The 26,933-nt window shown below is 68.5% G+C and carries 23 protein-coding genes and 1 tRNA gene; 20 read left to right on the top strand and 4 right to left on the bottom strand.

Annotation, left to right across the window (positions count from 1 at the left end):
* Window positions 1–36 precede the first annotated feature (36 nt).
* Entirely contained in the window at window positions 37–3,552 is a 3,516-nt protein-coding gene (gene smc, locus JTE92_RS22030; protein ID WP_063237878.1) for a chromosome segregation protein SMC, read from the bottom strand.
* Between the two features lie 477 nt (window positions 3,553–4,029).
* Between smc and JTE92_RS22035 the strand changes: the two genes are divergently transcribed.
* The 10 genes from JTE92_RS22035 (at window position 4,030) to JTE92_RS22080 (ending at window position 13,823) form a co-directional block, all read left to right on the top strand.
* Window positions 4,030–4,758 carry a carboxypeptidase regulatory-like domain-containing protein gene (locus JTE92_RS22035; RefSeq protein ID WP_084254488.1) on the top strand — a complete coding sequence of 243 codons (729 nt, stop codon included), beginning with the start codon at window positions 4,030–4,032 and terminating at the stop codon, window positions 4,756–4,758.
* Between the two features lie 57 nt (window positions 4,759–4,815).
* Entirely contained in the window at window positions 4,816–5,943 is a 1,128-nt protein-coding gene (locus tag JTE92_RS22040) for a metallophosphoesterase family protein (protein ID WP_063237879.1), read from the top strand.
* A gap of 47 nt (window positions 5,944–5,990) precedes the next feature.
* The gene (locus tag JTE92_RS22045; RefSeq protein WP_063238082.1) at window positions 5,991–6,449 is read left to right on the top strand and encodes a hypothetical protein; all 459 of its coding nucleotides are present in this window, start codon (window positions 5,991–5,993) and stop codon (window positions 6,447–6,449) included.
* 37 nt (window positions 6,450–6,486) lie between these two features.
* Window positions 6,487–7,917, top strand: coding sequence for a cbb3-type cytochrome c oxidase subunit I (locus tag JTE92_RS22050; RefSeq protein ID WP_063237880.1), 1,431 nt, complete (start codon window positions 6,487–6,489; stop codon window positions 7,915–7,917).
* Window positions 7,914–9,620 carry a cbb3-type cytochrome c oxidase subunit II gene (locus JTE92_RS22055; protein ID WP_063237881.1) on the top strand — a complete coding sequence of 569 codons (1,707 nt, stop codon included), beginning with the start codon at window positions 7,914–7,916 and terminating at the stop codon, window positions 9,618–9,620. The genes JTE92_RS22050 and JTE92_RS22055 overlap by 4 nt, the downstream gene beginning before the upstream one ends.
* 13 nt (window positions 9,621–9,633) lie before the next feature.
* On the top strand, window positions 9,634–9,828 hold the full coding sequence (locus tag JTE92_RS22060) for a cbb3-type cytochrome oxidase assembly protein CcoS (protein ID WP_063237882.1): 195 nt from the start codon (window positions 9,634–9,636) through the stop codon (window positions 9,826–9,828).
* Window positions 9,821–10,030 (top strand): hypothetical protein, encoded by a 210-nt coding sequence (locus tag JTE92_RS22065; protein WP_063237883.1) that lies wholly within the window; start codon window positions 9,821–9,823, stop codon window positions 10,028–10,030. The genes JTE92_RS22060 and JTE92_RS22065 overlap by 8 nt, the downstream gene beginning before the upstream one ends.
* Before the next feature lie 246 nt (window positions 10,031–10,276).
* Complete coding sequence (locus tag JTE92_RS22070) at window positions 10,277–11,041, top strand: sulfite exporter TauE/SafE family protein (RefSeq protein WP_084254496.1); 765 nt, start codon at window positions 10,277–10,279, stop codon at window positions 11,039–11,041.
* Between the two features lie 8 nt (window positions 11,042–11,049).
* Window positions 11,050–13,230 carry a heavy metal translocating P-type ATPase gene (locus JTE92_RS22075; RefSeq protein ID WP_084254489.1) on the top strand — a complete coding sequence of 727 codons (2,181 nt, stop codon included), beginning with the start codon at window positions 11,050–11,052 and terminating at the stop codon, window positions 13,228–13,230.
* Window positions 13,227–13,823, top strand: a complete 597-nt coding sequence (locus JTE92_RS22080; protein ID WP_063237886.1) for an SCO family protein — start codon at window positions 13,227–13,229, stop codon at window positions 13,821–13,823. Before JTE92_RS22075 ends, JTE92_RS22080 begins: the two co-directional genes overlap by 4 nt.
* 41 nt (window positions 13,824–13,864) lie before the next feature.
* Here the strand turns inward: JTE92_RS22080 and JTE92_RS22085 are convergent, their stop codons facing one another.
* On the bottom strand, window positions 13,865–14,827 hold the full coding sequence (locus JTE92_RS22085) for a DMT family transporter (RefSeq protein ID WP_063237887.1): 963 nt from the start codon (window positions 14,825–14,827) through the stop codon (window positions 13,865–13,867).
* 194 nt (window positions 14,828–15,021) lie between these two features.
* Between JTE92_RS22085 and dapC the strand changes: the two genes are divergently transcribed.
* From dapC to JTE92_RS22135, 10 genes are all read left to right on the top strand, one after another.
* Window positions 15,022–16,221, top strand: a complete 1,200-nt coding sequence (dapC, locus tag JTE92_RS22090) for a succinyldiaminopimelate transaminase (protein ID WP_063237888.1) — start codon at window positions 15,022–15,024, stop codon at window positions 16,219–16,221.
* A gap of 214 nt (window positions 16,222–16,435) precedes the next feature.
* The gene (gene dapD / locus JTE92_RS22095) at window positions 16,436–17,263 is read left to right on the top strand and encodes a 2,3,4,5-tetrahydropyridine-2,6-dicarboxylate N-succinyltransferase (protein ID WP_063237889.1); all 828 of its coding nucleotides are present in this window, start codon (window positions 16,436–16,438) and stop codon (window positions 17,261–17,263) included.
* Window positions 17,264–17,363: 100 nt separating this feature from the next.
* A complete protein-coding gene (locus JTE92_RS22100) occupies window positions 17,364–17,747 on the top strand; it encodes a hypothetical protein (protein WP_063237890.1) in 384 nt (127 codons plus the stop codon).
* Window positions 17,748–17,805: 58 nt separating this feature from the next.
* Complete coding sequence (locus JTE92_RS22105; RefSeq protein WP_063237891.1) at window positions 17,806–18,153, top strand: ArsC family reductase; 348 nt, start codon at window positions 17,806–17,808, stop codon at window positions 18,151–18,153.
* A 22-nt stretch (window positions 18,154–18,175) separates the two neighbouring features.
* Complete coding sequence (dapE, locus tag JTE92_RS22110) at window positions 18,176–19,327, top strand: succinyl-diaminopimelate desuccinylase (protein ID WP_063237892.1); 1,152 nt, start codon at window positions 18,176–18,178, stop codon at window positions 19,325–19,327.
* A 23-nt stretch (window positions 19,328–19,350) separates the two neighbouring features.
* Complete coding sequence (gene prmB / locus JTE92_RS22115; RefSeq protein ID WP_063237893.1) at window positions 19,351–20,244, top strand: 50S ribosomal protein L3 N(5)-glutamine methyltransferase; 894 nt, start codon at window positions 19,351–19,353, stop codon at window positions 20,242–20,244.
* Between the two features lie 162 nt (window positions 20,245–20,406).
* A complete protein-coding gene (locus tag JTE92_RS22120; RefSeq protein ID WP_063237894.1) occupies window positions 20,407–21,675 on the top strand; it encodes an MFS transporter in 1,269 nt (422 codons plus the stop codon).
* A 186-nt stretch (window positions 21,676–21,861) separates the two neighbouring features.
* On the top strand, window positions 21,862–22,869 hold the full coding sequence (locus JTE92_RS22125) for a Bug family tripartite tricarboxylate transporter substrate binding protein (protein WP_063237895.1): 1,008 nt from the start codon (window positions 21,862–21,864) through the stop codon (window positions 22,867–22,869).
* A 64-nt stretch (window positions 22,870–22,933) separates the two neighbouring features.
* Complete coding sequence (locus tag JTE92_RS22130; protein WP_063237896.1) at window positions 22,934–24,496, top strand: class I adenylate-forming enzyme family protein; 1,563 nt, start codon at window positions 22,934–22,936, stop codon at window positions 24,494–24,496.
* Window positions 24,497–24,603: 107 nt separating this feature from the next.
* A tRNA-Val gene (locus JTE92_RS22135) sits at window positions 24,604–24,680 on the top strand.
* Window positions 24,681–24,760: 80 nt separating this feature from the next.
* Here the strand turns inward: JTE92_RS22135 and JTE92_RS22140 are convergent.
* Both JTE92_RS22140 and JTE92_RS22145 read right to left on the bottom strand, forming a co-directional pair.
* Complete coding sequence (locus JTE92_RS22140; protein WP_063237897.1) at window positions 24,761–25,900, bottom strand: CaiB/BaiF CoA transferase family protein; 1,140 nt, start codon at window positions 25,898–25,900, stop codon at window positions 24,761–24,763.
* A gap of 19 nt (window positions 25,901–25,919) precedes the next feature.
* Window positions 25,920–26,933 (bottom strand): NADPH:quinone oxidoreductase family protein, encoded by a 1,014-nt coding sequence (locus JTE92_RS22145; RefSeq protein WP_063237898.1) that lies wholly within the window; start codon window positions 26,931–26,933, stop codon window positions 25,920–25,922.

Below are 26,933 nucleotides of genomic sequence, written 5' to 3' on the forward strand. Positions count from 1 at the left end.
CAGCACGGCCCGCTGCGCGGCCCCCCTGCTTACTCCTCATGCTGCCTCCGCCATCGAAACCGCCGCGTCCATATCCACGGCCACGATCCGCGAAACGCCCTGCTCCTGCATGGTTACGCCAATGAGTTGATGAGCCATTTCCATGGCGATCTTGTTATGTGAGATGAAAACGAATTGAGTCTTGTCCGACATGCGCGCCACCATGTTGGCATAGCGCTCGGTGTTGGCATCGTCCAGCGGCGCGTCCACCTCGTCCAGCAGGCAGAACGGCGCCGGGTTGAGCTGGAACATCGCAAACACCAGCGCGATTGCGGTCAGCGCCTTCTCGCCGCCCGACAGCAGGTGGATGGTCGAGTTCTTCTTGCCCGGGGGCTGCGCCATCACCTGCACGCCGGCATCGAGGATTTCCTCGCCGGTCATGATCAGGCGCGCCTGGCCGCCGCCGAACAGCGACGGGAACAGCTCGCCGAAATGGTGGTTGACCTGGTCGAAGGTGCCCTGCAGCAGCGCACGGGTTTCCTGGTCGATCTTGGCGATCGCGTCTTCGAGCGTGTTGATGGCGTCGTTCAGGTCGGCCGACTGCGCATCGAGGAAGGTCTTGCGCTCGCGCGCCGCCGCCAGTTCATCCAGCGCGGCCATGTTGACCGGGCCCAGCGCATTGATGGCGTTGTTGATGCGCGTGACTTCGCCCTGCAGGTATGACGGCTTCAGGTCGCCGGTGAGCTTGTGCGCCAGCCCTGCCTCGTCGACCTGCGCCGTGGTCAGCTGCTCGCTGAACTGCTCCTGGTTCAGGCGCGCGGCCTGTTCCTTGAGCTGCAGTTCGGTGATGCGGTCGCGCAGCGGCTGCAGGCTGCGCTCGGCGGCCAGGCGCTGCTCGTCGAACTGGCGCAGCTGCGCCGACAGCGCATCGAGTTCGGTGCGCGCGACGGTGAGCTTTTCTTCCTTCTCGGCGCGCAGCTCCAGCGCGTCCTGCAGGCCGGTATGCGCGGTCTGCTCGTTGATGGTTTCCAGCTCGGCGCGCGCGTTTTCCAGCGATTCGGCGATGCGCTCGGCCTGGTCGGCCGCGACCTGGATATTGCGGCGCAGCTCTTCGATGCGGCTCGCCAGGTTGCGCTCGGCAAAGAGCGCTTCCTGCGCGGCGCGCTCGAAGTCGCGCAGCTGGTGGCGCGCGCCCGACAGCTTGCTGTCCAGCGCCTCGAAGGCCATCTGCTGGTCTTCGTGCGAGGCCTGCATCTCGGCCAGCGCGGCGTCGTGCTGCTCGAAGCTGGCTTCGGATTCGGCGCGGATCGCGCGCTGCTCTTCGATCTGCGCGTGGATTTCTTCCAGCTCCTCGCGGATCTGGCCGCTGCGCGCGGCATAGCGCTCCATCGCCTGCGACAGCTTGAGCACGTCCATCTGCAGCGCATGCACGCGGCGCGTGGCCTGCTCGGCGCGCGTGCGGGCCTCGCCCAGCGCCTGGCTGGCCTGCGTGTAGGCGGCCTCGGCGCGCACGGCCTGGGTCTTGGCCTCGTCCGACAGCAGCGCCTGCGCGCGCGCCTGCTTCTGCAGGTTTTCGATTTCCTGCTCGCGCGCCAGCATGCCGGCCTGCTCGGAATCCGCGGCGTAGATCTGGATCGCGTTGCGGCCGACCAGATGGCCCTCCGCCACCACGAACGACGCGCCTTCGGGCAGCGTGCCGCGCGCGGCCAGCGCCTGCGCCACGTCGGTGGCGACGAAGATATCGGCCAGCCAGTCCTGCATCACCGCGCGGATGCCCGGCTCGGTGATCTGCACCAGCGACATCAGCGGACGCAGCCCCGCCGGCGTTTCGAGCGGACGGGCCGCGGCCGGGGGCGAGTAGAACGCCAGCTTGGCCGGCGGCGCGTCGCTCAGGAAGGCCTTGACCCAGTCCAGGTTGGACACTTCCAGCGCGTTCAGCTTCTCGCGCAGCACGGATTCCAGCGCGTTTTCCCAGCCCGGCTCGATATGGACCTTCTTCCACAGGCGCGGCAACTCGGCCAGTTCGTGCTTCGCCAGCCAGGGCTGCACCTTGCCGTCGGTCTGCACGTTCTCCTGCAGCTGGCGCAGTGCATGCAGGCGCGCTTCGAGCGCGGCAATCGCGGCGGCTTCGCTGTGCACGCGCGCCTGTGCGGCGCGTCGCTCTTCATCGAGGCGCGGCACGCTTTCCTCGGCATCGGCCAGCACGGCCTGGGCTTCCTCGACCAGCGCTTCCTGCTCGGCCAGCTCGGCGCGGGCCTGTTCCAGGCGAGTCTCGTCGGGACGATCCAGGCCCTTCTCTTCCGCCGACAGGCGTTCGCGGCGCTGTTCCAGCTGCTGCAGCATCTGGTCGGCGCTGCGCTGCTGCGCGGCTTCGAGCTTGAGCGCCTGCTCGGCCTGCATGATGCCGGCGCGCTGCTCGTTGAGCAGCTGCTGGGCATCGCGCCACTGCGCTTCCAGCGTCGGCAGCTCGTCGTTCTTGTGCGCGACGGCCTCCTGCGCCTCGACCGTGCGGCCTTCGGCCACGGCCAGGTTTTCCTCGGCCTGCGCCAGTTCGTCGGTGGCCTGCTCGGCCTTGCCCTGCCACTGCTCCCGCTGCGCGGTCAGCGCGGCGATCTGCGCCTGCACGCGGTTGCGCGATTCCACCACGTAGCGGATCTCGGCCTCGAGCTTGCTGACCTCGGCATTGGCTTCATACAGCGCGCCCTGCGCCGCGTGCATGCCGTCCGATGCGGCATAGTGCGCGGCGCGCATGGTTTCCAGCTCGGCCTCGACGTGGCGCAGCTGCGCGGTCTGCGCTTCCAGGTCGATCTGGGCCTGCTCGATGGCGCGCTGGTGGCGTTCCTGCTCGACCTGTGCCTCGCGCTTGCGCAGCAGCCACAGCAGGTGCTGCTTTTCTTCGCCATCGGACTGCAGCGTCTTGAAGCGCTGGGCGACTTCGGCCTGGCCTTCCAGCTTTTCCAGGTTGGTGCCGAGTTCGCGCAGGATGTCCTCGACGCGGGTCAGGTTCTCGCGCGTGTCGGACAGGCGGTTCTCCGTCTCGCGGCGGCGTTCCTTGTACTTGGATACTCCCGCCGCTTCTTCCAGGAAGATGCGCATGTCATCGGGCTTGGCCTCGATGATGCGCGAGATCATGCCCTGCCCGATGATGGCGTAGGCGCGCGGGCCCAGGCCCGTGCCCAGGAAGATGTCCTGGATGTCGCGCCGGCGCACCGGCTGGTTGTTGATGTAGTAGGACGAGGTGCCGTCGCGGGTCAGCACGCGCTTGACCGCCACTTCGGCGTACTGGCTCCACTGGCCGGCGGCGCGGCCCTCGGCGTTGTCGAACACCAGTTCGACGCTGGCGCGGCCCGCCTGCTTGCGGGCGGTGGAACCGTTGAAGATGACGTCCTGCATGGACTCGCCACGCAACTCCGAGGCGCGTGACTCGCCCAGCACCCAGCGCACCGCATCGATGATGTTCGACTTGCCGCAGCCGTTGGGCCCTACGATGCCGACCAGCTGGCCGGGCACTTGGAAATTGGTGGGATCGACAAATGACTTGAAGCCCGCCAGCTTGATCGAGGATAGTCGCACGGTTTCTCGTGTGGTATCGGCCTGGTATGGGCCTGGTATGGGCGATGGCCAGTGTTCAGACGCCGGACTATGCGGGAGCCGGCGCGGCGTGACGACTGCGCCCCAAAATACCCCCCAAGCCCGAGAATTGGGGCTAATCATACCATCGCAAATGCCCTCTCCGGCCCGTTTGGCGGTCGCGCCCGCGTCATATTTTCGGGCGATTTCCCTTGCTTTTCCGTCCCTTACACGCGCTTCCGCATGCACTTTGGCAAGCAGCGCCCGCGGCGCCCGGCCATGGCCGCGCGATGTGCCGGGCCTTTGCACGAGATATCAGTTACGCCTTGCGCTGGGCAACTCGCGTACTATCATTCAGGCAAAATGGATAGTTCCGGGCTGTGCCCTGAATGTCCTTTAATGGCGCCTTTGCGCCATTTGACGCTCGGGGGAAAATAAAAGAGTGCCCCACCCACGCGGTGCTCGGAGGCAGGAAGCATTATGGGTTCCTTTCTTCGCAACGCTCGCTGCCTGCAACTGGCAGTACTCAGCCTGCTGAGTGTTCCCGTTTTTTCCGTTTTTGCCTATGAAGTCGCCCCGGTCAGCGGCGGCGGCAAGATCGAGGGCAAGGTCACCTTCCAGGGCACGGTCCCGATCCGCAAGATCATCCCCACCAAGGATCGCGAGGTCTGCGGCGGCCCGCGCGACGAACCCCAGGTTCGCGTCGGCGCCGGCAAGGGGGTCCAGGATGCCGTCGTCTATCTCAAGGAAGTCCCCAAGGGCAAGCCCTGGGGTGCGGCGGACAAGGTTCCCGTGCTCGACCAGGAACACTGCATCTTCAAGCCCGCGGTGCAGGTGATCCGGCCCGGCAAGCTGGAAGTCGCCAACTCCGATCCGGTCCTGCACAACACCCACGGTTTCTACGGCCAGCGCACCGCGTTCAACCTGGCGCTGCCCGAGAAAGGGGTCAGGATCACGCGCGAGCTGCCGCGGCCCGGGCTGGTCCGGGTCGAATGCGACGCGCATGGCTGGATGCTGGCCCACATCTATGTGGCGGACAGCCCGTACTACGCGCTGACGGGCGAAGACGGCAGCTTCCGCATCGATGACATTCCACCCGGCAACTACACCCTGGTCGCCTCGCAGCACTACACCGGCGACACCGAGACGCCAGTCACGGTCACCGGCGGCCAGACCGCGAAACTGACGATCGAACTCAAGAAGAAATAGAGCGCCAGGCTTCGCCGCAGTACTTTCATCACCCCCCGGGGGGCGGAGGACCGCCAGATGAACTCTCTCGACAGCGAACGACGCGAATTGCACCGGACCCTCGCCGGTTCGGGCGATCGCCCGGAAGGCGGCGCGGTGTGGACACGCCGCACCTTCCTGCACCATGCCCTGTTCAAAGGCGTGGCAGGCGCGGCCGCATGCGGGTTTTTCCCGCTCCTGAACACGCTCGACGTGGCCTACGGGCAGACCGGCCAGAGCTTCCGCTTCGCCTGGGTCTCCGACACGCACCTCTACCCCAAGGAGCTCAACTCCCGCTTCGTGGAGAAGACCGTGCGCGCCTTCAGGGAGGTGCAGGCCATGAACCCGCCGGCCGACTTCATGATCTTCGGCGGCGACCTGGCGCAGCTGGGCGACCCCGTCGAACTGCAGCTCGGCTCGGAACTGCTGAAGGAGGTGAAGATCCGCAAGGTCTTCATCCCCGGCGAGCACGACTGGTATCTCGACATGGGCTCGACGTGGAACAAGATGTTCGGCGCCTCGCCCTGGACCTTCGACCACAAGGGCGTGCGCGTGATCGGGCTGAACACGATCGCCGGCGCGCCGGACTTCTGGACCGCGCGCAAGATGACGCCGAAGGAACGCATGGGCCATATGGCCACGCTCGACGGCACGCTGGGCGGCGCGTGGTCGGTCATCGGCGAGAAGCAGCTGCGCTGGCTCAATTCGACGCTGTCGAACTGGCCCAAGAGCAGCCCGGTCATCCTGTTCACCCATACGCCGCTGTACGAGTACTACCCGCCGTGGAATTTCTGGATCCGCGACTGGCGCGAGGCGCATGAAATCCTCAAGCCCTACGCCAACGTCACCAACGTCCACGGCCATACGCACCAGGTGCTCTACAACGAGATCGGCAAGGTGCGCTCGATCGGCATGCTGGCCACCTCCTGGCCGTGGCCGTATGCGCCGGAAGGCGTGCCGCTGCTGACCAAGCCGATGGTCCGCGCCGATCCGGGCGACCACTTCGACGGCGTGGGCTGGAGCATCCTGACCATGACGCCGCAGGGACGGGTGGAAAACGAGTACAAGATGTGGCGCAAGACGGTGTTCGCCGACCAGCCGGCGGATTCCGGCACCGAGGACAACCGCAACCAGGTCCTCAGCCCGCGCATCGCCGACCGGATCTAGTCCGGCCGGCCCCTCATCCGGCGCAGCAATGCGTGAGGAGAGACATGATGAAAAACGACAAATGGCATGCCCGCGCCCTGACGGCGGGCGTCGCCGTGCTGCTGCTGGTCGGCTATGACAGCGACCAGCCGATGGCACACAAAGAACCCCACACCGCAGAACAGTTGAAGGCGTTCGAGGACGTCTTCATGGAACAGGTGAGGACTGGCGACCTGCTGTTCCACGGCGACGCCGCCACGGAGAAACAGCTGAACGTCAAGCTCTCGAACACCGGCATGGCCTGCGCCATGTGCCACCCCTTTGCCTCCGACACGCATCCGCACGAATTCCCCAAGTTCCAGGAGCAGATGAACGAATTCGCCACGCTGCGCGACATGATCAACTGGTGCATCGAGAAGCCCAATGAAGGCGAGAAGATCGACCCCAACGGGCCGGCCATGAAAGCGCTCGAAGCCTACACGTACTACTCGAACCGCAACAGCAAGCTGGACCCCGGCAGGCACTGAGCCGCCGCCCTGCTGACGGAACCAACGGAGCAAGGATATGACCGCCGCCCGCGCGACATCGGCCGCATCCGAGGCCTTTCCCGACCTGGATTCGCTGATCGACCGCGGGCTTGTCCTCAAGTGGCTCTACTGGGGACTGTTCTGGCTGATGTTCACGCCCAGCATCGGCGTGACCATCTCCAGCCTGTTCAACTTCCCCGACTACCTGGGCACCTCGCAATACCTCACCTTCGGCCGCTTGCGGCCGATGCATGTCAATGGCGTGATCTTCGGCGCCTTCTCCACGCTGTTCATCGGGCTGTGCCACTACCTGCTGCCGCGCCTGTGCGGCGTGCCGGTCTGGAAGGGCCACTGGGGGCACTGGCTGGTGTGGATCTGGAACCTGGGACTGATCGCCGGGATGGCGTCGCTGATGCTCGGCTACAACCAGGGACTGGAAGCCGGCGAGTTCCCGCTGGCGATCGACGCGGTGATCTTCTTCGTGGTCTCGGTCACGACCGTGCAGTTCCTGATGACCATCGCCCACCGGCGCGAACCCCAGCTCTACGTGGCGGTGTGGTACCTGATCGGCGCCTTTGTCTGGACCGTGATGAACCTGGTGCTGGGCAGCTTCATCCTGCCCTACGCCATCACCGGCATCAACAGCGCCGCCTTCCACGGCCTGTTCATCCACTACATCGTGGGCTTGTGGATCACGCCGGCGGGCTACGTGCTGATCTACTACTTCCTGCCGGCGAGCGTGCAGAACCCGGTCTACAGCCACAAGCTGTCGCTGGTGGGGTTCTGGTCGCTGGCCCTGTTCTACCCCTTCGTCGGCATCCATCACTACCTGTACAGCCCCATCGCCGACTGGGCCGAGACGCTGGCGATCATTACCTCGATGCTGCTGATCGTGCCGGTCTGGACGGTGCTGCAGAATTTCTTCGGCACCATGATCGGCCGCTGGCACACCTTCACCCAGAACCTGACCGCCAAGTTCCTGATCATGGGCTCGCTGATGTACCTGGTGGGCTGCTTCCAGGGCTCCACCGAGGCGCTGCGCTCGATCCAGCAGCCCACGCACTTCAGCGACTTCGTCATCTCGCACTCGCACCTGACGGTGTTCGGCACCTTCGTGGTGTGGGCCATCGGCGGCACCATCTATGTGCTGCCCAAGCTGGTGAAGCGGCCGCTCTGGTCGCCCAGGCTGGGCAACTGGTCGTTCTGGCTGATCACCTTCGGCATCAGCCTGATGGGACTGGACCTGACCATGGCCGGCCTGCAGCAGGGCTACATGCTGATGGCGGGCGTGGAATGGCTGGACTCGCTGGTGGCGATCCGGCCCTACTGGCTGGTGCGCACCATCGCCGGCATCTCGATGGACATCGGCATGTCGCTGCTGGTCTATAACCTGATGCGCACCGCGCTCTCGGCCGAGCCGGCCACGGCACCGGGCGCGGCCGGTGCCGTACGAGGGGCGTCGACATGACCCGGCGCCGCCCGGACGGCCGCTACGGCCTGCGCTACTATGCCCTGGTCGCGGGCTTCGGCTGCATCTCGCTGGCGGCCTTCGTGCAGGGCGTGCTGCCGATGCTGGAGCCGCAGTCGCGCACCGACAAGGTCACCCAGGTGGTGCGCACCGACCTGGGCGAGCTCAAGTGGACCGAGGCTCGTGCCACCGACTACTCCCCGTTGCAGCTGCGCGGCCGCGAAGTCTATACGCGCGAAGGCTGCTGGTACTGCCATTCGCAGTTCGTGCGCCCCGTCACTGGCGAGACCCGGCGCTGGGGCCCGGTGTCCCAGGCCGGCGAATACGCCTTCGACCTGCCGCACCTGTTCTCGACCCGCCGCATCGGCCCCGACCTGTCGCGCGTCGGGCTGAAGTACAGCGACGCCTGGCACCTGGCGCACTTCTGGGATCCGCGCATGCTCTCGCCCGACTCGATCATGCCGCGCTTCTCCGCGCTGTTCTCCGGGCCGCATACCGCGAAGCTGGTGACCGACCCGCAGAGCCGCCGCACCATCGAGAACACGCCCGAGACCCGGCTGCTGTTCGATTTCGGCAGCAGCGAAACCATCGCGCTGACCCCCAATTCGGCCGGCCTGCTCTATGTGCCGGAACGCGGCAAGTACCCGGTGATCCTGACCCCGAACAAGGAATTCGAAGGCGAGACCGTGATCCTGATCGCGGACACCGAAGACCTGCGCGCGCTGGTGGCCTACCTGCAGAAGCTCGGCACCAACCGCGGCAAGTGGCGCGACCGCTTCGAGCCCCAGCAGATGGAAGCATCGCAGACCAGCCTGCCGCGCTCGGAGGAATGGATCGCGCACGGCAAGAACGTGTACGAGCGCCGCTGCCTGGGCTGCCATGGCGTCAAGGGCGACGGCAACGGGCCGGCGGCCGCCTTCATGCAGCAGGATCGCCCGCGCAACTTCACGCTGGGCGTGTTCAAGTTCCGGCTCACGCCGTCAGGCTCCATGCCGGACGACGGCGACCTGCTGCGCACCATCACGCGCGGCGTGCGCGGCACGGCGATGCCCAGCTGGCACGAACTGCCGGAAAAGGACCGGCTGGCCGTGATCCAGTACATCAAGTACGTGCTGGCGGCCGACCGCAGCAACCCCGACAAGCCCTATTACTATTTCCTCGAAGAGCCGCCGCTGGCGCCGATCTTCATCGGGGTGCCGCCCAAGCCGTCGGCCGAAACCATCCAGCGCGGCAAGCAGGCCTGGGACCGCGCCAAATGCTGGGAATGCCACGGCCGCGGCGGCAAGGGCGACGGGGAGAAGGCAGCGGGGCTCAAGGACGATTTCGGTTTCCCGATCCCGCCGGCCAACCTGACCACCGGCCAGTTCAAGTCCGGGGCCTCGGTAAAGGACATCTTCCGCACCATCAGCACGGGCCTGTCGGGCACGCCGATGCCGTCGTTCAGCGACACGGTGTCCGAGGAGGACCGCTGGGCGCTGTCCTACTTCGTCCTGTCCCTGTCGGCCTACACCGATCCGCTGACCGGAGAGCCGCTGCCGATTCCGCCCGGGCAGAAGGCGGCACTGAATGACCCCGCCCTGCGCGCCGACGAATCGCACCACGCCTATCGCCCGGCGCCGGCCGGACAGCCGGCGGAGCACGGCACCTATGCCGGCGAGGCGTGGGCCAGGCGGCATGGTTTCGTCTTCGCCGACGAGCGCTAGCCGGAGACCTGATATGGCCGAACTCACCTTCCTGCAATTCGTGGTGGCCTTCTTCATGAGCCTGGGCGCGGTCTGCCTGTTCATCTGGGCCGTGCTCTCGGGGCTGTTCGAGGATGTCGAGGCCATCAAGTACAAGGCCTACCGGGCCGAAGTCGATGACGACGAGAACGACGAGAACGACGAGACGGAGACCTCCAGCCATGCCTGACGAACCTGAAAACACCCCCGCCGGACAGGACGTTCCGCATCACCAGCAGACCGAAGACTACGGCGGCGGCCATATCCAGGCGCGGCACGGCCGCATCAACGCGTGGCTGCTGGTCGTCTACCTGGTGCTGTTCGTCTGGGCGCTGTACTACGGCTACACCTATTGGGGCGGGCTCGGGCCGGGCCTGGACCTGACGCGCTAGGCCTTTTACCCACAGGAGCCTCACAGGAGACCACCATGGCACCGAGACTGCTGCTGGCGCTTGCGCTGCTGAACCTGGCGTTCCTGTTCGGCGAGCTCGCGCTGAACGTGCTCGGCGTGGGCCTGCTGTAACGGGAGCCCGCCATGACCCTTGCCGAATCGATCGCCTTCTGGATCTTCGTCGTCATGACGGTTGGCTTCTTTGCCTGGGTGCTCTATCTGGCGCTACGCAAGTAGCGTGGATGCCATGAGCGACCTGTGGCTGATCTTCCTGGCAGGCACCGCGGGCAGCATGCATTGCGTGGGCATGTGCGGCGGCTTTGCCTGCGGCCTGGGCCCGGCGTCCGGCGGCAGCCTTGCCACCCTGCTGCGGCACCTGGCCTACAGCCTGGGCCGCATCGGCAGCTATGCCTTCCTTGGCACGCTGGCCGGCTACCTGGGCATGCTGCTGGTCGGCCATGCCGGCGACTCGGGTGCAGGCAGCGCTGCCGGCATGGTGCAGCGCGGCCTGGCGATCCTGTCCGGCGGGCTGATGCTGCTGATCGGGCTGAACCTTGCCTGGCGCCTTGGCCGCGGCGGCCATGCGCTCGGCGGCGCGGGCGCGCAGTGGCTCGCGCAATCGCTGCGCACGCTGCTGCGCCAGCCGGGCTTGGGCGCGCCGCTGGCCTTCGGCGTGCTGAACGGCTTCCTGCCCTGCCCGCTGGTCTACGCCTTTGCCGCGCAGGCGGCTGCCAGCGGCACCGCGCTGCACGGCCTGCAGATCATGGTCGCGTTCGGGCTCGGCACCTTGCCCGCGATGCTGGCGATGGGCGGCCTGGGCCTGTGGTGGCGCGCGCGCCGCGGGCCGGCGGCGGTCCCGGCGCAGCCCGTCGTGGCGAGCTTCCTGCCGGCGCCGGCGGCGCGCCTGAACTGGCGCATGCAGGGCGTGCGCGCGGCCGGCGCGTTCATCGCCGTGCTCGGCCTGATCACGCTGGCGCGCGGGATCGTGCCGATCGGCGCCCACCTGCACTAGCGGCGGCCATGGACACTTCACACACCTGCAGCCACTGCCAGTTGCCGGTCGGGCGGCTGGGCCAGCGGCGCGAGCTGGACGGGGCAGCGCACTGGTTCTGCTGCTATGGCTGCTGCCTGGCCTACCAGGTCCACCATGGCGAACACGAAGAGCCGCAGGCGGCGGCCGCGCTGATCCGGCTCGGCGTGGGCGGCTTCCTCGCGATGAATGTCATGCTGTTCAGCTGGCTGCTCTATGCGGACGCCTTCACCGGTGACGAAGCCTGGCTGCGCGGCCCGGTGCACTGGCTGCTGTGGGTGCTGGCAACGCCGCTGGTGCTGCTGCTGGGCCGGCCCTTCGCCGAAGGCGCCTGGCAGGCCGCGCGGCAGGGCCGGCTGTCGACCGACACGCTGGTCTGCATCGGCGTGCTGGCGGCCTACTGCTATTCCGGCTGGCAGGTATTGCGCGGCTCGGAGCTGGTCTATTTCGACACCGCTGCCATGGTGCTGCTGCTGTTCACGCTGGGGCGCCTGCTGGAAGCGCAGGTGCGCGTGCGCACGGCACGCCGGCTCGCGCCCATGCTGGCGGCCGCGCGCGCCGAGGCGCGCGTGGTCGATGGCGGCACGGAAAGCTGGCGCCCCGTCGTCGCGATCGGGCCGGGCGAACTGGTGCGGATCCTGCCCGGCGAGCGCGTGCCGGTCGACGGCATCGTCGTGGACGGCCGCTCCGAATGCGACGAGGCGGTCCTGACCGGCCAGAGCGAGCCGCAGTTCAAGCCACCGGGCGCGCTGGTCCACGCCGGCAGCATCAACGGCAGCCGCCCGCTGCTGGTCCGCGCCACCGTGCCGGGCTCCCGGACCCGGTGGCAGCAGATCGGCCGGCAGGTGCGCGAAGCGCTGGCGCGCAAGTCGCTCGCGGGCGACACCATCGACCGCATCATCGCCGTGTTCATTCCCGGCGTGCTGGCGCTGGCCGCGGCCAGCGCATGGTTCTGGGGCAGCCGCGCCGGCGACCTGGCGCAGGCGGCCGACGCCGCCATGCTGGCGGGGCTGGCGGTGCTGGTGGTGGCTTGTCCGTGCTCGCTGGGCCTGGCAGCGCCGCTCACGCATGCGCTGGCCATCGGCCAGGCCGCGCAGCGCGGCATCCTGGTGCGCGGCGGCGACGCGCTGGAACGGCTGGCGCGCCTCCGGGGCATTGCCTTCGACAAGACCGGCACGCTGACCGCGGACATTCCGCACCCGGTCGGCATGCAGGCCGAAGGCGCCAGCCCCGCGCAAGTGCTGGAGGTGGCCGGCGCCCTGGCGCGGGCGTCGGACCACCCGGTGGCACGGGCCATCGCCATGATGGCGCGCGCCGCGGGCACGCCAGGCACGGTGCCCAGCGCAACGCCAGCCTCCGGCGAAGTCGAGACCAGCACCGGCGAGGGCTTGTCGGGGCAGGTCGGCGACCGGCATTGCGCAATGGGCTCGCCGGCCTTTTTCGGCACGCTGGGCTGGCACGTCCCGCCCGCCCTGCTCGCCACCGCGCCGCTGGGATGCACGCTGGTGCTGGTGGGCTGGGCCGGCCAGGCGCACGGGCTGATCGCGTTGCGCACGCTGCCCATGCCCGAGGTCCGCGACGTGATCGGCGCAATGCAGCGCCAGGGCCTGCGCACGCGGCTCCTCAGCGGCGACAATCCGCATGCGGTGGCAGCCATGGCCAGCGCGCTGCAGATTGCCGAATGGCAGGCAGCGCTGCTGCCGCAGGACAAGGTGCGCGCGCTGCGCGACTGGGCCGCCGGCACAGGCCCGGTCGCCATGGTCGGCGATGGCCTCAACGACGGGCCGGTGCTGGCTGCGGCCTCGGTCGGCATCGCCGTGGGCAATGCCTCCGACCTGGCGCGCGAAAGCGCGGATATCGTGCTGCCGCGCACGGGGCTGGCCAGCCTGCCGTGGCTGCTGCGGCAAGCGCGGACGGTGCACCGCACGGTCCGCGCCAACCTGGCATGGGCCTTCGGCTATAACGCCATTGCGCTGGCGCTGGCTGCCAGCGGCCTGCTGCAACCGGTGCTGGCGGCCGTGCTGATGGGCGGCTCCAGCATCCTTGTGGCGATGCGCTCGTGGCGCGCCAGCGCGATGGCCGATCCCTATCCGGGAACAACGGGCAGCGCCGCTTCCACCGCGCCGGCCCGGCCGGCCGCGTTGCCCTCAGGCCACGGGGTGGCACCATGAGACGATGGCTGGCCAGGCTGGCCGCCGGCCTCTTCGCTTGCTTGGCCTGGTCGCTGGCGGGCCTGGCGCCCGCCGCGCATCACGAGACCCAGCGCACCGACCTGGCGTCGCACGGCTGGCCGGTGGGCGACTTCAGCCTGACCGACCAGGACGGCCGCGCCTTCACCCAGGCACGGCTGCAAGGCCACTGGACCCTCGTGCTGCTGGGCGACACCCATTGCGGGAATCCATGCCGCGCGGCGCTGGCGGCGCTGGCCGGGCTGTACCAGCGCCTCAGCCCCACGCAGAAGCTTGCCACCACGCAGGTGCTGTTCGTCTCGCTCGACCCGCAACGCGATACGCCGGACGCGCTGCGGCGCTATCTCGCGCCGTTCGATGCGCGCTTCGTCGGCGCCACCGGCAGCCCGCAGACGCTGGCCAGGCTCCTCGACGACCTGGGCGCCGGGCCGGACATGCCGCCCGCCGCCAACGCGGACTATCCCGGCTCGCTGATCCTGGTCGGGCCGGACGCCACCGTGCGCGCGCAGTTCCTGCCCCCCTTCGATGTGACATTGCTGACCGCGGCCTACCTGAAGGCGCGGGTACGCAAGTGATGGGCAGCCGGCGTCAGCCGCCCGCCGAAATACCCGCCTGCTCAGGCCGCCGCGCCCTCGCAAGCCTGCCCGGCCCGGGCCGGGCGCGCCCGGTGGACCACCCCGGAGAGCGCCCCCGCGGCAACGATGCACAGGCCGCCCGCGGCTTCCTTCCAGCTCAGCACTTCGGTCGCCAGCCACCACGACGACACCGCGGCGATGACGATCTCGAACAGCATCAGCAGCGATACCCGGTTCGCCGGCAAGCGCTGCAGCCCGTACTGCACGACCGAATTGCTGACCACCAGCACGGCCGCCAGGCCCAGCACCAGCATGGCCGCGCTGACCTGCGCACCGGGCACGATGGCCAGCGCCGGGCCGTCCAGCAGCAGCGCCGCGGGCACGCCGACCACCGTGCAGCCGAGGTACACCACCACCGTGCGCGCACGCGCATCCATGTCGGGGAAGCGCTGGCCGGCACGCCGCGACAGCACGTTGTTGACGGCAAAGCCCATGCCGCCGACCAGCCCGGACCATTCCGCCGCGCTGCCCGGCAGCGGCACGCCCACCTCCGGCGTCCACAGCATCAGCCCGGCACCGGACAGCGCCAGCGCCACCAGCCCCAGCCCGGCCGCCGACAGGCGTTCGCCCAGGAACAGCCGGGCAAACAGCGCGGTCCAGACCGGCGTCAGGTAGAACAGCAGCAGCACGCGCATCACATGGCCGTTGACGCTGCCCCAGACAAAGCCGGCATTGGTCACGCCCGCGGCCAGGCCGATCGCGGCGAACAGCCAGTGCGGGCGCAAGCCGGCCAGTTGCCGGCGGAATGCCAGCAGGGACAGGATGGCAGCGACCGCGCTGACCAGCGCCGCCGCGTGCATGCCGCCCAGGCCCCAGCCGGCCAGCACCCGGTACGGAAACCACGCGATGCCCCAGACCGAAGCGCCAAGCAAGATCGAAAGTGATGCCTTGACCGCATGACGGTCGGCCAGCGCAGGCTGCGCCGCAACAGTATTAGTACTCATGAAAGGAATCTGTATGAGGGAGCCCCGGGGCCGCCCGCCGTGGATGACGGGCAAGTCCGGACGGCGCCGGCGGCATCACCGTGGCGTGATGCCCGCCATCCGTGCCGGCGGCCGGCCGCGCGGGCCGGTCCGGCGCACGGTAACCCGCGCCGTTCCTCTATAATGCGTCGTTTCAACCGGCCCCGACTGACAACGTGAATCCGCGCCTCGACCTGCTCCAGCCCTACCCGTTCGAGAAACTGCGGGTGCTCTTTACGCAGGTGAAGCCTGCCGACAAGCCAGCCATCAGCTTCGGCATCGGCGAGCCCAAGCACCCGACGCCCGAATTCATCAAGCAGGCGCTGGCCGAGTCACTGGCGGGGCTGGCGAATTATCCCACAACGGCCGGTTCCGATGCACTACGACAGTGCATTGCCGGCTGGCTGGAACGCCGCTACGGCCTGCCCAGGGTCGACCCCGCCACCGAGGTGCTGCCGGTGACCGGCTCGCGCGAAGCGCTGTTCGCGTTCGCGCAGACCGTGGTCGACGGTACCCGCCCTGGCGCGCTGGTGATGTGCCCCAACCCGTTCTACCAGATCTATGAAGGCAGCGCGCTGCTGGCCGGCGCCACACCCGTGTTCGCCAACAGCGACCCGGCGCGCAACTTTGCTCCGGCCTTCGACCGCATCGGCGACGAGGTCTGGCAGAACGTGCAGCTGCTCTTCGTGTGCAGCCCGGGCAACCCGACCGGCGCGGTGCTGTCGCTGGACGACTGGAAGCAGCTGTTCGCGCTGTCCGACCGCTACGGCTTCGTGATCGCCTCGGACGAGTGCTACTCGGAAATCTATTTCGACGAGGGCCGCGCGCCGCTGGGTGCGCTGGAAGCCGCGCACAGGCTCGGCCGCAGCTTCGAGCGGCTGGTGATGTTCTCCAGCCTGTCCAAGCGCTCCAACGTGCCGGGCCTGCGCTCGGGCTTCGTTGCCGGCGACGCCGCGCTGCTGAAGACATTCCTGCTATACCGTACCTACCATGGCGGCGCGATGAACCCGGCGGTGCAGGCCGCCAGCATCGCCGCCTGGAACGATGAGACCCACGTGCGCGAGAACCGCGCCGCCTACGTGCGCAAGTTCAGCGAAGTGACGCCGATGCTGGCGGAAGTCCTGGACGTGGCGCTGCCCGACGCCGGCTTCTACCTGTGGGCCGATGTCTCGCGCACCGGCCTGAGCGACACCGAATTTGCCGCGCGGCTGCTGGCCGGGCAGAACGTGACCGTGCTGCCCGGCAGCTACCTGGCGCGCGAGGCCGATGGCATCAACCCTGGCGCCAACCGCGTGCGCATGGCACTGGTGGCGACGCCGGAGGAATGCCTGGAGGGGGCGCGGCGGATCGTGGAATTCTGCAAGGGGCTGGGCTGAGCGGCCTGGCTTGTTCGATTGTGTTCCCCCTCTCCCGCAAGCGGGAGAGGGTCGGGGTGAGGGCCGGCGTGTCAACCAAGTTGCGTGTGTCGGCATGCCACCGCCCGCCCTCACCCCCGGCCCCTCTCCCGCAGGCGGGAGAGGGGAGCAAACAAGAGGTCGGGGCTGAGACTCGACACATGAGCATCAACATTCAACACCTGAGAAACCAACCATGACGCAAGCACTGCAAGCCCTGATCGACCAGGCCTGGGAAGACCGCGCCAGCCTGTCGCCCAAGTCCGCCCCCAATGACATCCGCGAGGCCGTCGCCAACGTCATCGGCCAGCTCGATTCGGGCGCGCTGCGCGTGGCCGAGAAGCAAGGCAAGGACTGGATCGTCAACCAGTGGATCAAGAAGGCCGTGCTGCTGTCGTTCCGCCTGGAAGACAACGCGCCGATGAGCGCCGGCGGCTTCGCCCAGTTCTACGACAAGGTGCCGACCAAGTTCGCCAACTGGAGCGGCGACGACTTCGCCCGCGCCGGCTTCCGCGTGGTGCCGCCCGCCGTGGCCCGCCGCGGTTCGTTCATCGCCAAGAACGCGGTGCTGATGCCGTCGTACGTCAACATCGGCGCCTATGTCGATGAAGGCACCATGGTCGACACCTGGGCCACCGTCGGTTCGTGCGCGCAGATCGGCAAGAACGTGCACCTGTCGGGCGGCGTGGGCATCGGCGGCGTGCTGGAGCCGCTGCAGGCCAACCCGGTCATCATCGAAGACAACTGCTTTATCGGCGCCCGTTCGGAAGTCGTGGAAGGCGTGATCGTGGAAGAGAACTCGGTGATCTCGATGGGCGTGTACCTGGGCCAGTCGACCAAGATCTACGACCGCGAGACCGGCGAGATCCACTATGGCCGCGTGCCGGCCGGCTCGGTGGTGGTGGCGGGCAACCTGCCGTCCAAGGATGGCAAGTACAGCCTGTACTGCGCCGTGATCGTGAAGAAGGTCGACGCGCAGACCCGCGCCAAGACCAGCCTGAACGACCTGCTGCGCGGCGACTGAGCCCGCGCAAGGCGCATGCCCCGAGGGGCTGCGCCGGACCATCCCGGGGCGGTGCCCCGGGACCGCACTCCCGCTGTCACCCCGCCTGGCCAGGCTGAACATGCCTTCCCTCCGCAAGCGACTCATGGCCCTGGATCCCGCCACCGTCAGTACCGTGCTCTCCCTGTTGCCCACCATTCTCGACCAGGCCAACAAGACCATCGAGAAATTCAAGAAAAGCAAGCGCAAGGACGAAGCGCCGGACGGCGCCGTGCCGGAGCCGCGCGACCCGGCGGCCCGCATCGCCGAGCTGGAAGCGGCCGTGATGCAGCAGGCCGAGGCGGTCAAGCTGCTGGCCGAGCAGCATGCGATCACCATCGAGGCGCTGCGCAAGGAAGCCGCGCGCCTGGACCGCCGCCTGCGCCTGATGACCGCGGTCGCCATGGGCGGCGTGGCGCTGGGGCTGGGCGGCCTGGTGATTGCGCTGAATGTGCTGTTCCGCTGACCGGTTCGTCGTTCCCGCGCAGGCGGGAATGACGGCAAACATATCGAGATCCCAAGCCATGACCGTCCTCCTCTACGGCATCCCCAACTGCGATACCGTCAAGAAAGCCCGCACCTGGCTGGATGCCAACGGCGTGGCCTACACCTTCCACGACTTCAAGAAGCAGGGCGTGGATGAAGCCATGCTGCGCGGCTGGCTGAAGCACGTGCCGCTGGCCACGCTGCTCAACCGCAAGGGCACCACCTGGCGCGCGCTGCCGGACGCCGACAAGGCCCGCGCCGAGGAAGAAGCCGGTGCGATCGCGCTGATGCAGCAAAGCCCGTCGCTGATCAAGCGCCCGGTGCTGGCCCACGCCGGCAAGGTGATGGTCGGCTTTTCCGCCGACCAGTACGCCAGCCAGTTCTGATTTTCCTGATTCACCCCGTCCCATGACCGCCACCCTTGCCCTCACCGAAGACCTGATCCGCCGCCGCTCCGTCACGCCCGCCGACGAAGGCTGCCAGGCCATCCTGGAAACCCGCCTGAAGGCGCTCGGCTTCGACTGCGAAGCGCTGGTCAGCGGCCCCGATGATTTCCGCGTGACCAACCTCTGGGCGGTGAAGCGCGGCACGCAGGGCAAGGACGGCAAGCTGCTGGTGTTCGCCGGCCATACCGACGTGGTGCCGACCGGCCCGCTGGAGCAATGGCACTCGGACCCGTTCGAGCCGACCCACCGCGACGGCAAGCTGTACGGCCGCGGCGCCGCCGACATGAAGACCTCGATCGCCGGCTTCGTGGTGGCGGTGGAGGAATTCGTCAAGGCGCACCCCGCCCACGCCGGCTCGATCGGCTTCCTGATCACCAGCGACGAGGAAGGCCCGGCGCACGACGGCACCATCAAGGTGGTGGAAGCGCTGGCCGCGCGCGGCGAGCGCCTGGACTACTGCGTGATCGGCGAGCCGACCTCGGTCAACGCGCTCGGCGACATGGTCAAGAACGGCCGCCGCGGCTCGCTGTCGGGCAAGCTCACGGTCAAGGGCATCCAGTGCCATATCGCCTACCCGCACCTGGGCCGCAACCCGATCCATGACGCCGCCCCGGCGCTGGCCGCACTGGCCGCCGAGGTCTGGGACGAAGGCAACGAGTATTTCCCGCCGACCAGCTGGCAGATGTCGAATATCCACGGCGGCACCGGCGCCACCAACGTGATCCCGGGCCACGTCACCATCGACTTCAATTTCCGCTTCTCGACCGCCAGCACGCCCGACGGCCTGAAGGCGCGCGTCCATGCGATCCTGGACCAGCACAGCCTCGAATACACGCTGGACTGGACCCTGGGCGGCGAGCCCTTCCTGACGCCGCGCGGCGACCTGTCCGACGCGCTGGCGTCCGCGATCAAGGCCGAGACCGGCTTCGACACCGAGCTGTCGACCACCGGCGGCACCTCCGACGGCCGCTTCATCGCCAGGATCTGCCCGCAGGTGATCGAGTTCGGCCCGCCCAACGCCAGCATCCACAAGATCGACGAGCACGTCGAGGTGCGCTTCATCGACCCGCTGAAGAACGTTTACCGCGGCGTGCTGGAACGCCTGGTCACCTGATTTTTTCGCCGAAAGACACTGACATGGCAACACCCTCCCCCCTGCGCACCGTGCGCGACCTGCTGCGTCTCGCAGTCTCGCGCTTCACCGCCGCGCGCCTGTCCTTCGGCCACGGCAGCGCCAACGCCTATGACGAGGCGGCCTACCTGGTGCTGCACACGCTGAACCTGCCGCTCGACACGCTCGACCCGTTCCTGGACGCACGCCTGCTGCCCGAGGAAATCGACGCCGTGCTGAAGGTGATCGACCGCCGCGTCAACGAGCGCGTGCCTGCGGCCTACATCACGCACGAGGCCTACATGCACGGCCTGCGCTTCTACGTCGACTCGCGCGTGATCGTGCCGCGCAGCTTTATCGGCGAACTGCTGCAGGAAGGGCTGGAGCCGTGGGTCGGCGAGACGGACCAGATCGGCCCGGTGCTGGAGCTGTGCACCGGCTCGGGCTGCCTGCCGGTGCTGGCGGCACACGTCTGGCCGCACGCCAGGATTGACGCCGTCGACATCTCGCCCGACGCCCTGGCGGTGGCACGCCGCAATGTCGCCGATTACAAGATGGAGGACCGCATCCACCTGTACGAGGGCGACCTGTATGCCCCGCTGCCGCACGGCGCCACCTACGACGTGATCCTGACCAACCCGCCATACGTCAACGAAACGTCGATGCAGGCGCTGCCGCCCGAATACCTCGCCGAACCGCGCATTGCGCTGGCCGGCGGGGACGACGGCATGGACGTGGTGCGGCGGATCATCGCCGGGGCCAAGGCGCGGCTGAATCCCGGTGGCGTGCTCGTGGTGGAGATCGGCAACGAGCATGCCAATGTGGAGGCCGCCTTCCCCGAGCTGGAAATCGTCTGGCTGCCGGTCAGCGCGGGCGAGGAGCAGGTGTTTTTGCTGACGTACGACGCGTTGCCGGGGTAAATCAGCTCACCAAATGTTTGCTCCCCTCTCCCGCTCGCGGGAGAGGGAGCACACAATCTGCACAGAGAGCGGGCCGCGCAATCTGGGCGAACACCGGCCAACCGTTGACCAGGCAACGCGCGCAGCCTCTACACTCGCTGCAGATATTGCGCCACTGACGCCGTGACCCCCAGCAACACCCCCCTTCCCGGATCCCCACCCGGTTCCAACGCCCTGCCCGCCCGCGCCGCGGCCACGTATGCCGTGCGCGGCATCGCCATCCTGACCTTCGCCTTCGCGCTCAGCCAGTTCTTCCGTTCCTGCCTGGCGGTGATGGCGCCGGAGCTGCAGCACGATTTCGGATTGTCCCCGGCAGGATACGGCGCGCTCTCCTCATCGTTCTTCCTCGCGTTCGCCGTGGCGCAGATTCCCGTGGGCATTGCCTTCGACCGCTATGGCGTCGGCCGCCCCACCGCACTGCTGCTCGCCGTTGGCGCGCTGTCGTCGATCCTGTTCGTGCTGGCGCCCAACGGCACCGCGGCCACGCTGGCGCAGGTGGGACTGGGGCTGGCCTGCGCTCCGGTATTCATGGGGCTGCTGCATTTCGCCTCGGAACAACTGTCCGAACGCGACTATACGCGCGTGGTCAGCCGCTCCAACGCCACCGGCATGATCGGCTCGCTGTGCGCCACCGCGCCGCTGGGCTGGGCCATCTCGCTGGTCGGCTGGCGGCCGTCGATGGCGGTATCGGCGCTGGGCATGGTGGCGGCCTGCTATGGCGTGTGGCGCTTCGTGCGCGACCATGGCCATGCCGAGGCACGCAGCGCCTCGTGGCCGGCGATGCTGTCGGAAAGCGCGCAGCTGCTGAAGCTGGCGCCGCTGTGGACGCTGATCCCCCTGTGCGTGGCCATGGCCGCCGGCACTGCCTTTCGCAATGCCTGGAGCGGCCCCTACCTGGCTGAGGTATTCGGCCTGGGTTCGGCACCGCGCGGCGTGGCCCTGACGCTGCTCAGCCTGGCCGGCTTCCTGACGGCCTTCCTGCTGCCGGTGCTGGTGCGGCGCAGCACGCTCAAGACCGCCATCGCCGGCTGGTCGTGCGTTGCCATGTCGGGGGCGATCCTGCTGGCGCTGTGGCCGGACACCGGCATCGGCTACGCCGTGGCGATGATGGCGCTGCTGTCGACCATCGGCATGCTGCATCCGCTGGTGATGGCGCAGGGGCGCGGGCTGATCCCGCCGTCGCAGCGCGGCCGGGGGCTGGGACTGCTCAATACCTTCGTGTTTCTCGGCTCGGCGTTGACCTCATGGGCGTTCGGCCTGATCGCCAATGCGGGGCATGTGCGGCAGTGGCCGGTGGCGTCGACTTACACGGCGATCTTTGTGTCCGCGGCGGTGCTGGTCGCGGTGTCGCTGATCCCGTATTTCTTCAGTCCGCCGCATCCGACCAACTGAGCGCCATTTCGGTCGGAGCCTGCCATGAAAGCGGACCGCCCTGGGCTTCGCCCCAAAAAAGCCAGACTTATCAATTTAAGAATTCCGCTGCCGCGCATCCCGTTTTACCGTTTGTGACATCCACGTCCCAGCCTGCTGCATGGGACGCCGGCCGCGCCCGCGGCCGCATAACAAGGAGACACATCGATGGCATCTTCCCTGCACCCCGTCCGGGGCCGCCGCGCATGGCTCGTCCGCGGCCTGGCCGGCATGCTGGCCGCCGGCTCGCTGGCCGTACCGTTCACTGCCGGCGCCGAAACCTGGCCGGCGCGACCGATCCAGCTGCTGATCCCCTACCCGCCCGGCGGCAGCGCCGACCTGCTGGCGCGCCCGGTGGCCGCCAGGCTGCAGGAAAAGCTGGGCCAGCCGGTGGTGCTCGACTACCGGCCCGGCGCCGGCGGCACCATCGCCACGCAGGCGCTGGCGCGCGCCAAGCCGGACGGCCACACGCTGATCATGGTGCTGGCCGCGCATGCCATCAATGCGAGCCTCTATCCCAAGCTGCCGTACGACACCCGCAAGGACTTCGCACCCGTGTCGCTGGTGGCCAACCTGCCGATGATCCTGGCCGGCAGCTCGTCGCTGCGCGCGAACAACGTGCAGGAGCTGATCGCGGAAGCCAGGGCCAATCCCGGCAAGCTGACCTTTGCCTCGGCCGGCAACGGCAACACCGGCCACCTGGCGGGCGAACTGTTCGATTCCGTGGCCGGCATCAGGATGACCCATGTCCCGTACAAGGGCAGCGCGCAGGTGGTGACGGCGATGCTGTCGGGCGAGGTCCAGCTGACCTTCGACAGCATCTCCACCACGCTGCCGCACGTGAAGAGCGGCAAGCTGCGCGCGCTGGCGGTGACCGGCAGCCAGCGCGCCGCGGTCGCGCCTGATGTGCCGACGCTGGCCGAAGCGGGCGTGCCGGGCATCAGCATCACCGGCTGGTACGCCGTGCTGGCGCCGGCCGGCACGCCGCAGCCGGTGGTCGACCGCCTCAGCACCGAGATCTCGACCGTGCTGCGCCAGCCCGAACTGAAGGCCACGCTGGCGACCAACGGCTACGAGCCGGTCGGCTCCACGCCCGCCGCGCTGCGCACGCATATCGATGCCGAGATCAACCGCTGGAGCAAGGTGGTGAAGGACTCCGGCGCGCAGATACAGTAACCGCTTCCCGGCGGGCGCCGCGATGCCGGCGCCCGCTCCGTTTTTGCGACATGAACTTGCCGACATGAACCAGACGCCCACCCAGCCCGCCCCGCTCACCCGCCCCTTCACCACCATGTCCGTGCTCGTGCGCGAACATGCCACCGAACGCCCCACGCAGCGCGCGCTGATGCATGACGGCCGCGTGCTCGACTACGCCGGGCTGGACGCCGCCATGGACCGCATCGCCGCGGCGCTGGCGCGCGACGACGTGCGCCCGGGCGAGGCCATCGCGATCTGCGCGAACTCGTCGATCGAATATGCCGCGGTCTATCTCGGCGCCGTGCGCGCGGGCGTGGTGGTAGCACCGCTGGCGCCTTCATCCACGGCGGAGAGCCTGGCCGGCATGGTCGCCGACTCCGGCGCGCGCATCCTCTTCACCGACGCCGCGGTCGCCGCGGCATTGCAGCCGGTACGCGCGCAACTGGTGGACACGCCCCTCGTCACGCTCGACGGCAGCGATGGCGGCCAGCCCTATGCGGACTGGCTCGCCCCCGCCGGCACGCCGGTGCAGGAGCCCGGTATCCGCCCGGAAATGCCGCTGAACATCATCTATTCGTCCGGCACCACCGGCAAACCCAAGGGCATCGTGCAGTCGCACGGCATGCGCTGGGCGCACGTGTCGCGCGGCGCGGCCACGGGCTATGGCACCGACGCGGTCACGCTGCTGTCCACGCCGCTGTACTCCAACACCACGCTGGCCAGCTTCTTCCCGACCATCGGCCTGGGCGGCACGGCGATCCTGATGGCCAGGTTCGATGCGGGCAAGTACCTGGCGCTGGCGCAGCAGCACCGCGTCACGCACACCATGCTGGTGCCGGTGCAATACCAGCGCCTGCTGGCGCATCCGGACTTCGACCGCCACGACCTGTCGTCCTTCCGGCAGAAGTTCTGCACCAGCGCGCCGTTCAGCCCGGCGCTGAAGGCCGAGGTGCTGCGCCGCTGGCCGGGCGGCCTCACCGAGCTGTACGGCATGACCGAAGGCGGCGGCAGCTGCCTGCTGCACGCGCACCAGTTCCCCGACAAGCTGCACACGGTGGGCCGCCCCGCGCCGAACGCCGACATCCGCATCATCGACGACGAAGGCCGCGAGCTGCCGCCGGGCAGCATCGGCGAAGTGGTCGGCCGTTCGCCGGCGATGATGAACGGCTACCACAACCAGCCGGAAAAGACCGCCGAGACCGAATGGCACGATGCGCAGGGCAATCGCTTCATCCGCACCGGCGATATCGGCCGCTTCGATGAAGACGGCTTCCTGGTGCTGCTCGACCGCAAGAAGGACATGATCATCTCGGGCGGCTTCAATATCTATCCGAGCGATATCGAGGCCGTGGTGCGCGAGCATCCGGCGGTCGCCGAGGTGGCGGTGGTCGGCGTGCCGTCGGAGCGCTGGGGCGAGACGCCGGTGGGCTTCGTCGCATTGCGCGCCGGCAGCGGCGCGACGGCGCAGGACGTGCTGGCCTGGGCCAACGAGCGCCTGGGCAAGACCCAGCGGCTGGCGGAACTGCACGTGGTCGACAGCCTGCCGCGCAGCGCCATCGGCAAGGTGCTCAAGCGCGAATTGCGCGACCGGCTGACGCAGGCCTGAGGCCTCGATGCAAAGCATGCCGACGCGGTGCGCGCAGCACAATCGCGGAAAGTTTGCCAAGGTGCTTGCGCAATCGCGAGGGCATCCCTATAATTCGCGGCTTCGCTAGGCTCGTAGCTCAGCTGGTTAGAGCACCACCTTGACATGGTGGGGGTCGTTGGTTCGAGTCCAATCGAGCCTACCAACGCACAAAGGAAACGGACGGTACGCAATCGCGCACCGTCCGTTTTTCTTTTGCCGCGCGGCAATGCCAGTCGCTGATGGTCAGGCGCCGATGCCGAACTCCGCCAGCACCGCCTCGGTGTGCTGCCCCAGCGTGGGCGCATCGCCCGCGGGCCGCACCATGCCTGCCATCCCTGGCAGGTTGGCCCAGGGCACGTCACCGATCCCCTCCAGCGCCAGGCGGCCGAAAACCCCCGCCTGCCGGCATTGCGCACTCTGCAGGAAATCGCTGGCGTGGCTGACACGCCCGAACAGCACGTCATGCTCGGTCAGCAGCGCTTCCCAATGCGCGAGCGGCTGCGCGGCCACCGCCTGCGCCACGCGCCGGTTCAGTTCCGCCGCGCGCGGCAGCCGGCCGGCGCTGGTGCGCAGCGCGGCATCGTCGAGCCAGTCGTCAAAGCGCAGCACGCGCGCCAGCCGCACGAACATCGCGTCGTTGAGCATGCTGATGTAGAGCATGCCGTCCGCTGCGGCGAACAACCCGGTCGGGGCATTGGCCGCCGCCATTTCGGCATCGGGGAACATGGCATCGTCCACCAGCAGGTACGACTGCAGCGCTGCACTGGTCTCCAGCAGGGAAAGTTTCACGTGGCGCCCCTTGCCATGGCGCGCGGCCTTGAACAACGCCGCGCAGACATGCTGGGCGGCATAGAGCCCGGTACTGAGGTCGATCAGGAAGAACGGGATGCGCCGCGGCTGGCCCGCGCCGTCGCGATTCAGGTGCATCAGCCCGCTGACCGCCTGTACCGTGGTATCGACTGCCGGCAGCGCCGCCATCGGGCCAGCATGGCCGTAGCCGGTGATCGACACGTAAACCAGCGCCGGGTTGCGCGCCGCCAGCGCCTCGTAGCCCACGCCCATGCGCTCGGCCACGCCGGGGCGGAAGTTCTGGATCACCACGTCGGCACGCTCGGCCAGCCGTGCGATGGCGGCGCGGCCGCTGTCGGTGCGCGCATCCAGCAGCACGCTCTCCTTGCCGGCATTGCACGCGACCGCGATCGCGGTCTGGCCGGCGCGGATGCGGCCCATGTTGCGCGACCAGTCGCCGCCGGGCGGCTCCACCTTGATCACGCGCGCGCCCTGCTGGCGCAGCACCAGCCCGCAGTAGGGGCCGGCGATGCCCTGGCTCAGGTCGAGCACCGTCAGGCCGTCGAGCAGCGCAGCGTCTTGTTCGGATTGCATCTGGTCCTTCCTCCGCGTTTCAGATATCCAGCATGACCTTGCCGATGGCGCGGCGCGACATCGTGGTGTCGACCGCCGCCAGCCAGTCGCGCAGCGGGAAGTGCTGCAGCAATGGCGGCGCCAGCTTGCCGCTCGCCACTGCCTGCATGATCTGTTCGACCACCTGCTGCACGCGCGGCGCGAAGCGCCGGCGCTCGTCGGTCAGACCCCAGCCGATGTAGTAGCCGTAGTTGAAGCCGATCATCGACAGGTTCTTGACCAGCAGCAGGTTGGCCGGCACTGCCGGGATACGCCCGCTGGCATAGCCGATCGACAGCAGCCGCGCGCCCGGCGCCGCGCAGCGCAGCGAGGCGTCGAACAGGTCGCCGCCGACCGGATCGAACACCACGTCGGCCCCGCCCGCCGGGCACAGCGCCTTGACCGAGGCCGCCAGCGTGGCCGCATCGGCAGGCAGCGCGTGCGCGGCGCCGTTGGCCAGTGCCGCCTCGCGCTTGGCATCGGTGCTGGCGGTCGCGATCACGCGCGCGCCCATCAGCTTGCCCACCTGCACTGCGGCCGTGCCGAGCGCGCCGCTGGCGCCGTGCACCAGCATGGTCTCGCCGGGTTGCAATGCGGCGCGCCACGCCAGCGCGGCCCACACCGTGCCGTAGGTGACCGGCAGCGCCGCGGCATGCGCCAGCGCCAGCCCGTCCGGCACCGGATAGACCGTGTCGGCGGTCGTCACCACCTCTTCGGCAAAACCGCCCCAGTCCAGCGCCGCCGCCACGCGCTGGCCCACGCGCAGCCGCGTTACGTCCGGCGCGACCTCCAGGATCTCGCCCGCCGCTTCGGTGCCGGGCGTGAACGGCAGCGGCGGCTTGCGCTGGTACTTGCCCGACACGAACAGGCTCAGCGCAAAGCCGACGCCGGCGTGCCGCACGCGGATGCGCACCCGCCCCGGCCCGAGCGGCTGGCGCGGAATGCGCTGCAGTGCCAGCTCGCTCCAGTGGCACCAGCGCGAGCAAACGAGTCCAAGGTAATCGTCCTCTTGCAT

Source organism: Cupriavidus oxalaticus (assembly GCF_016894385.1).
GTDB lineage: Bacteria > Pseudomonadota > Gammaproteobacteria > Burkholderiales > Burkholderiaceae > Cupriavidus > Cupriavidus oxalaticus.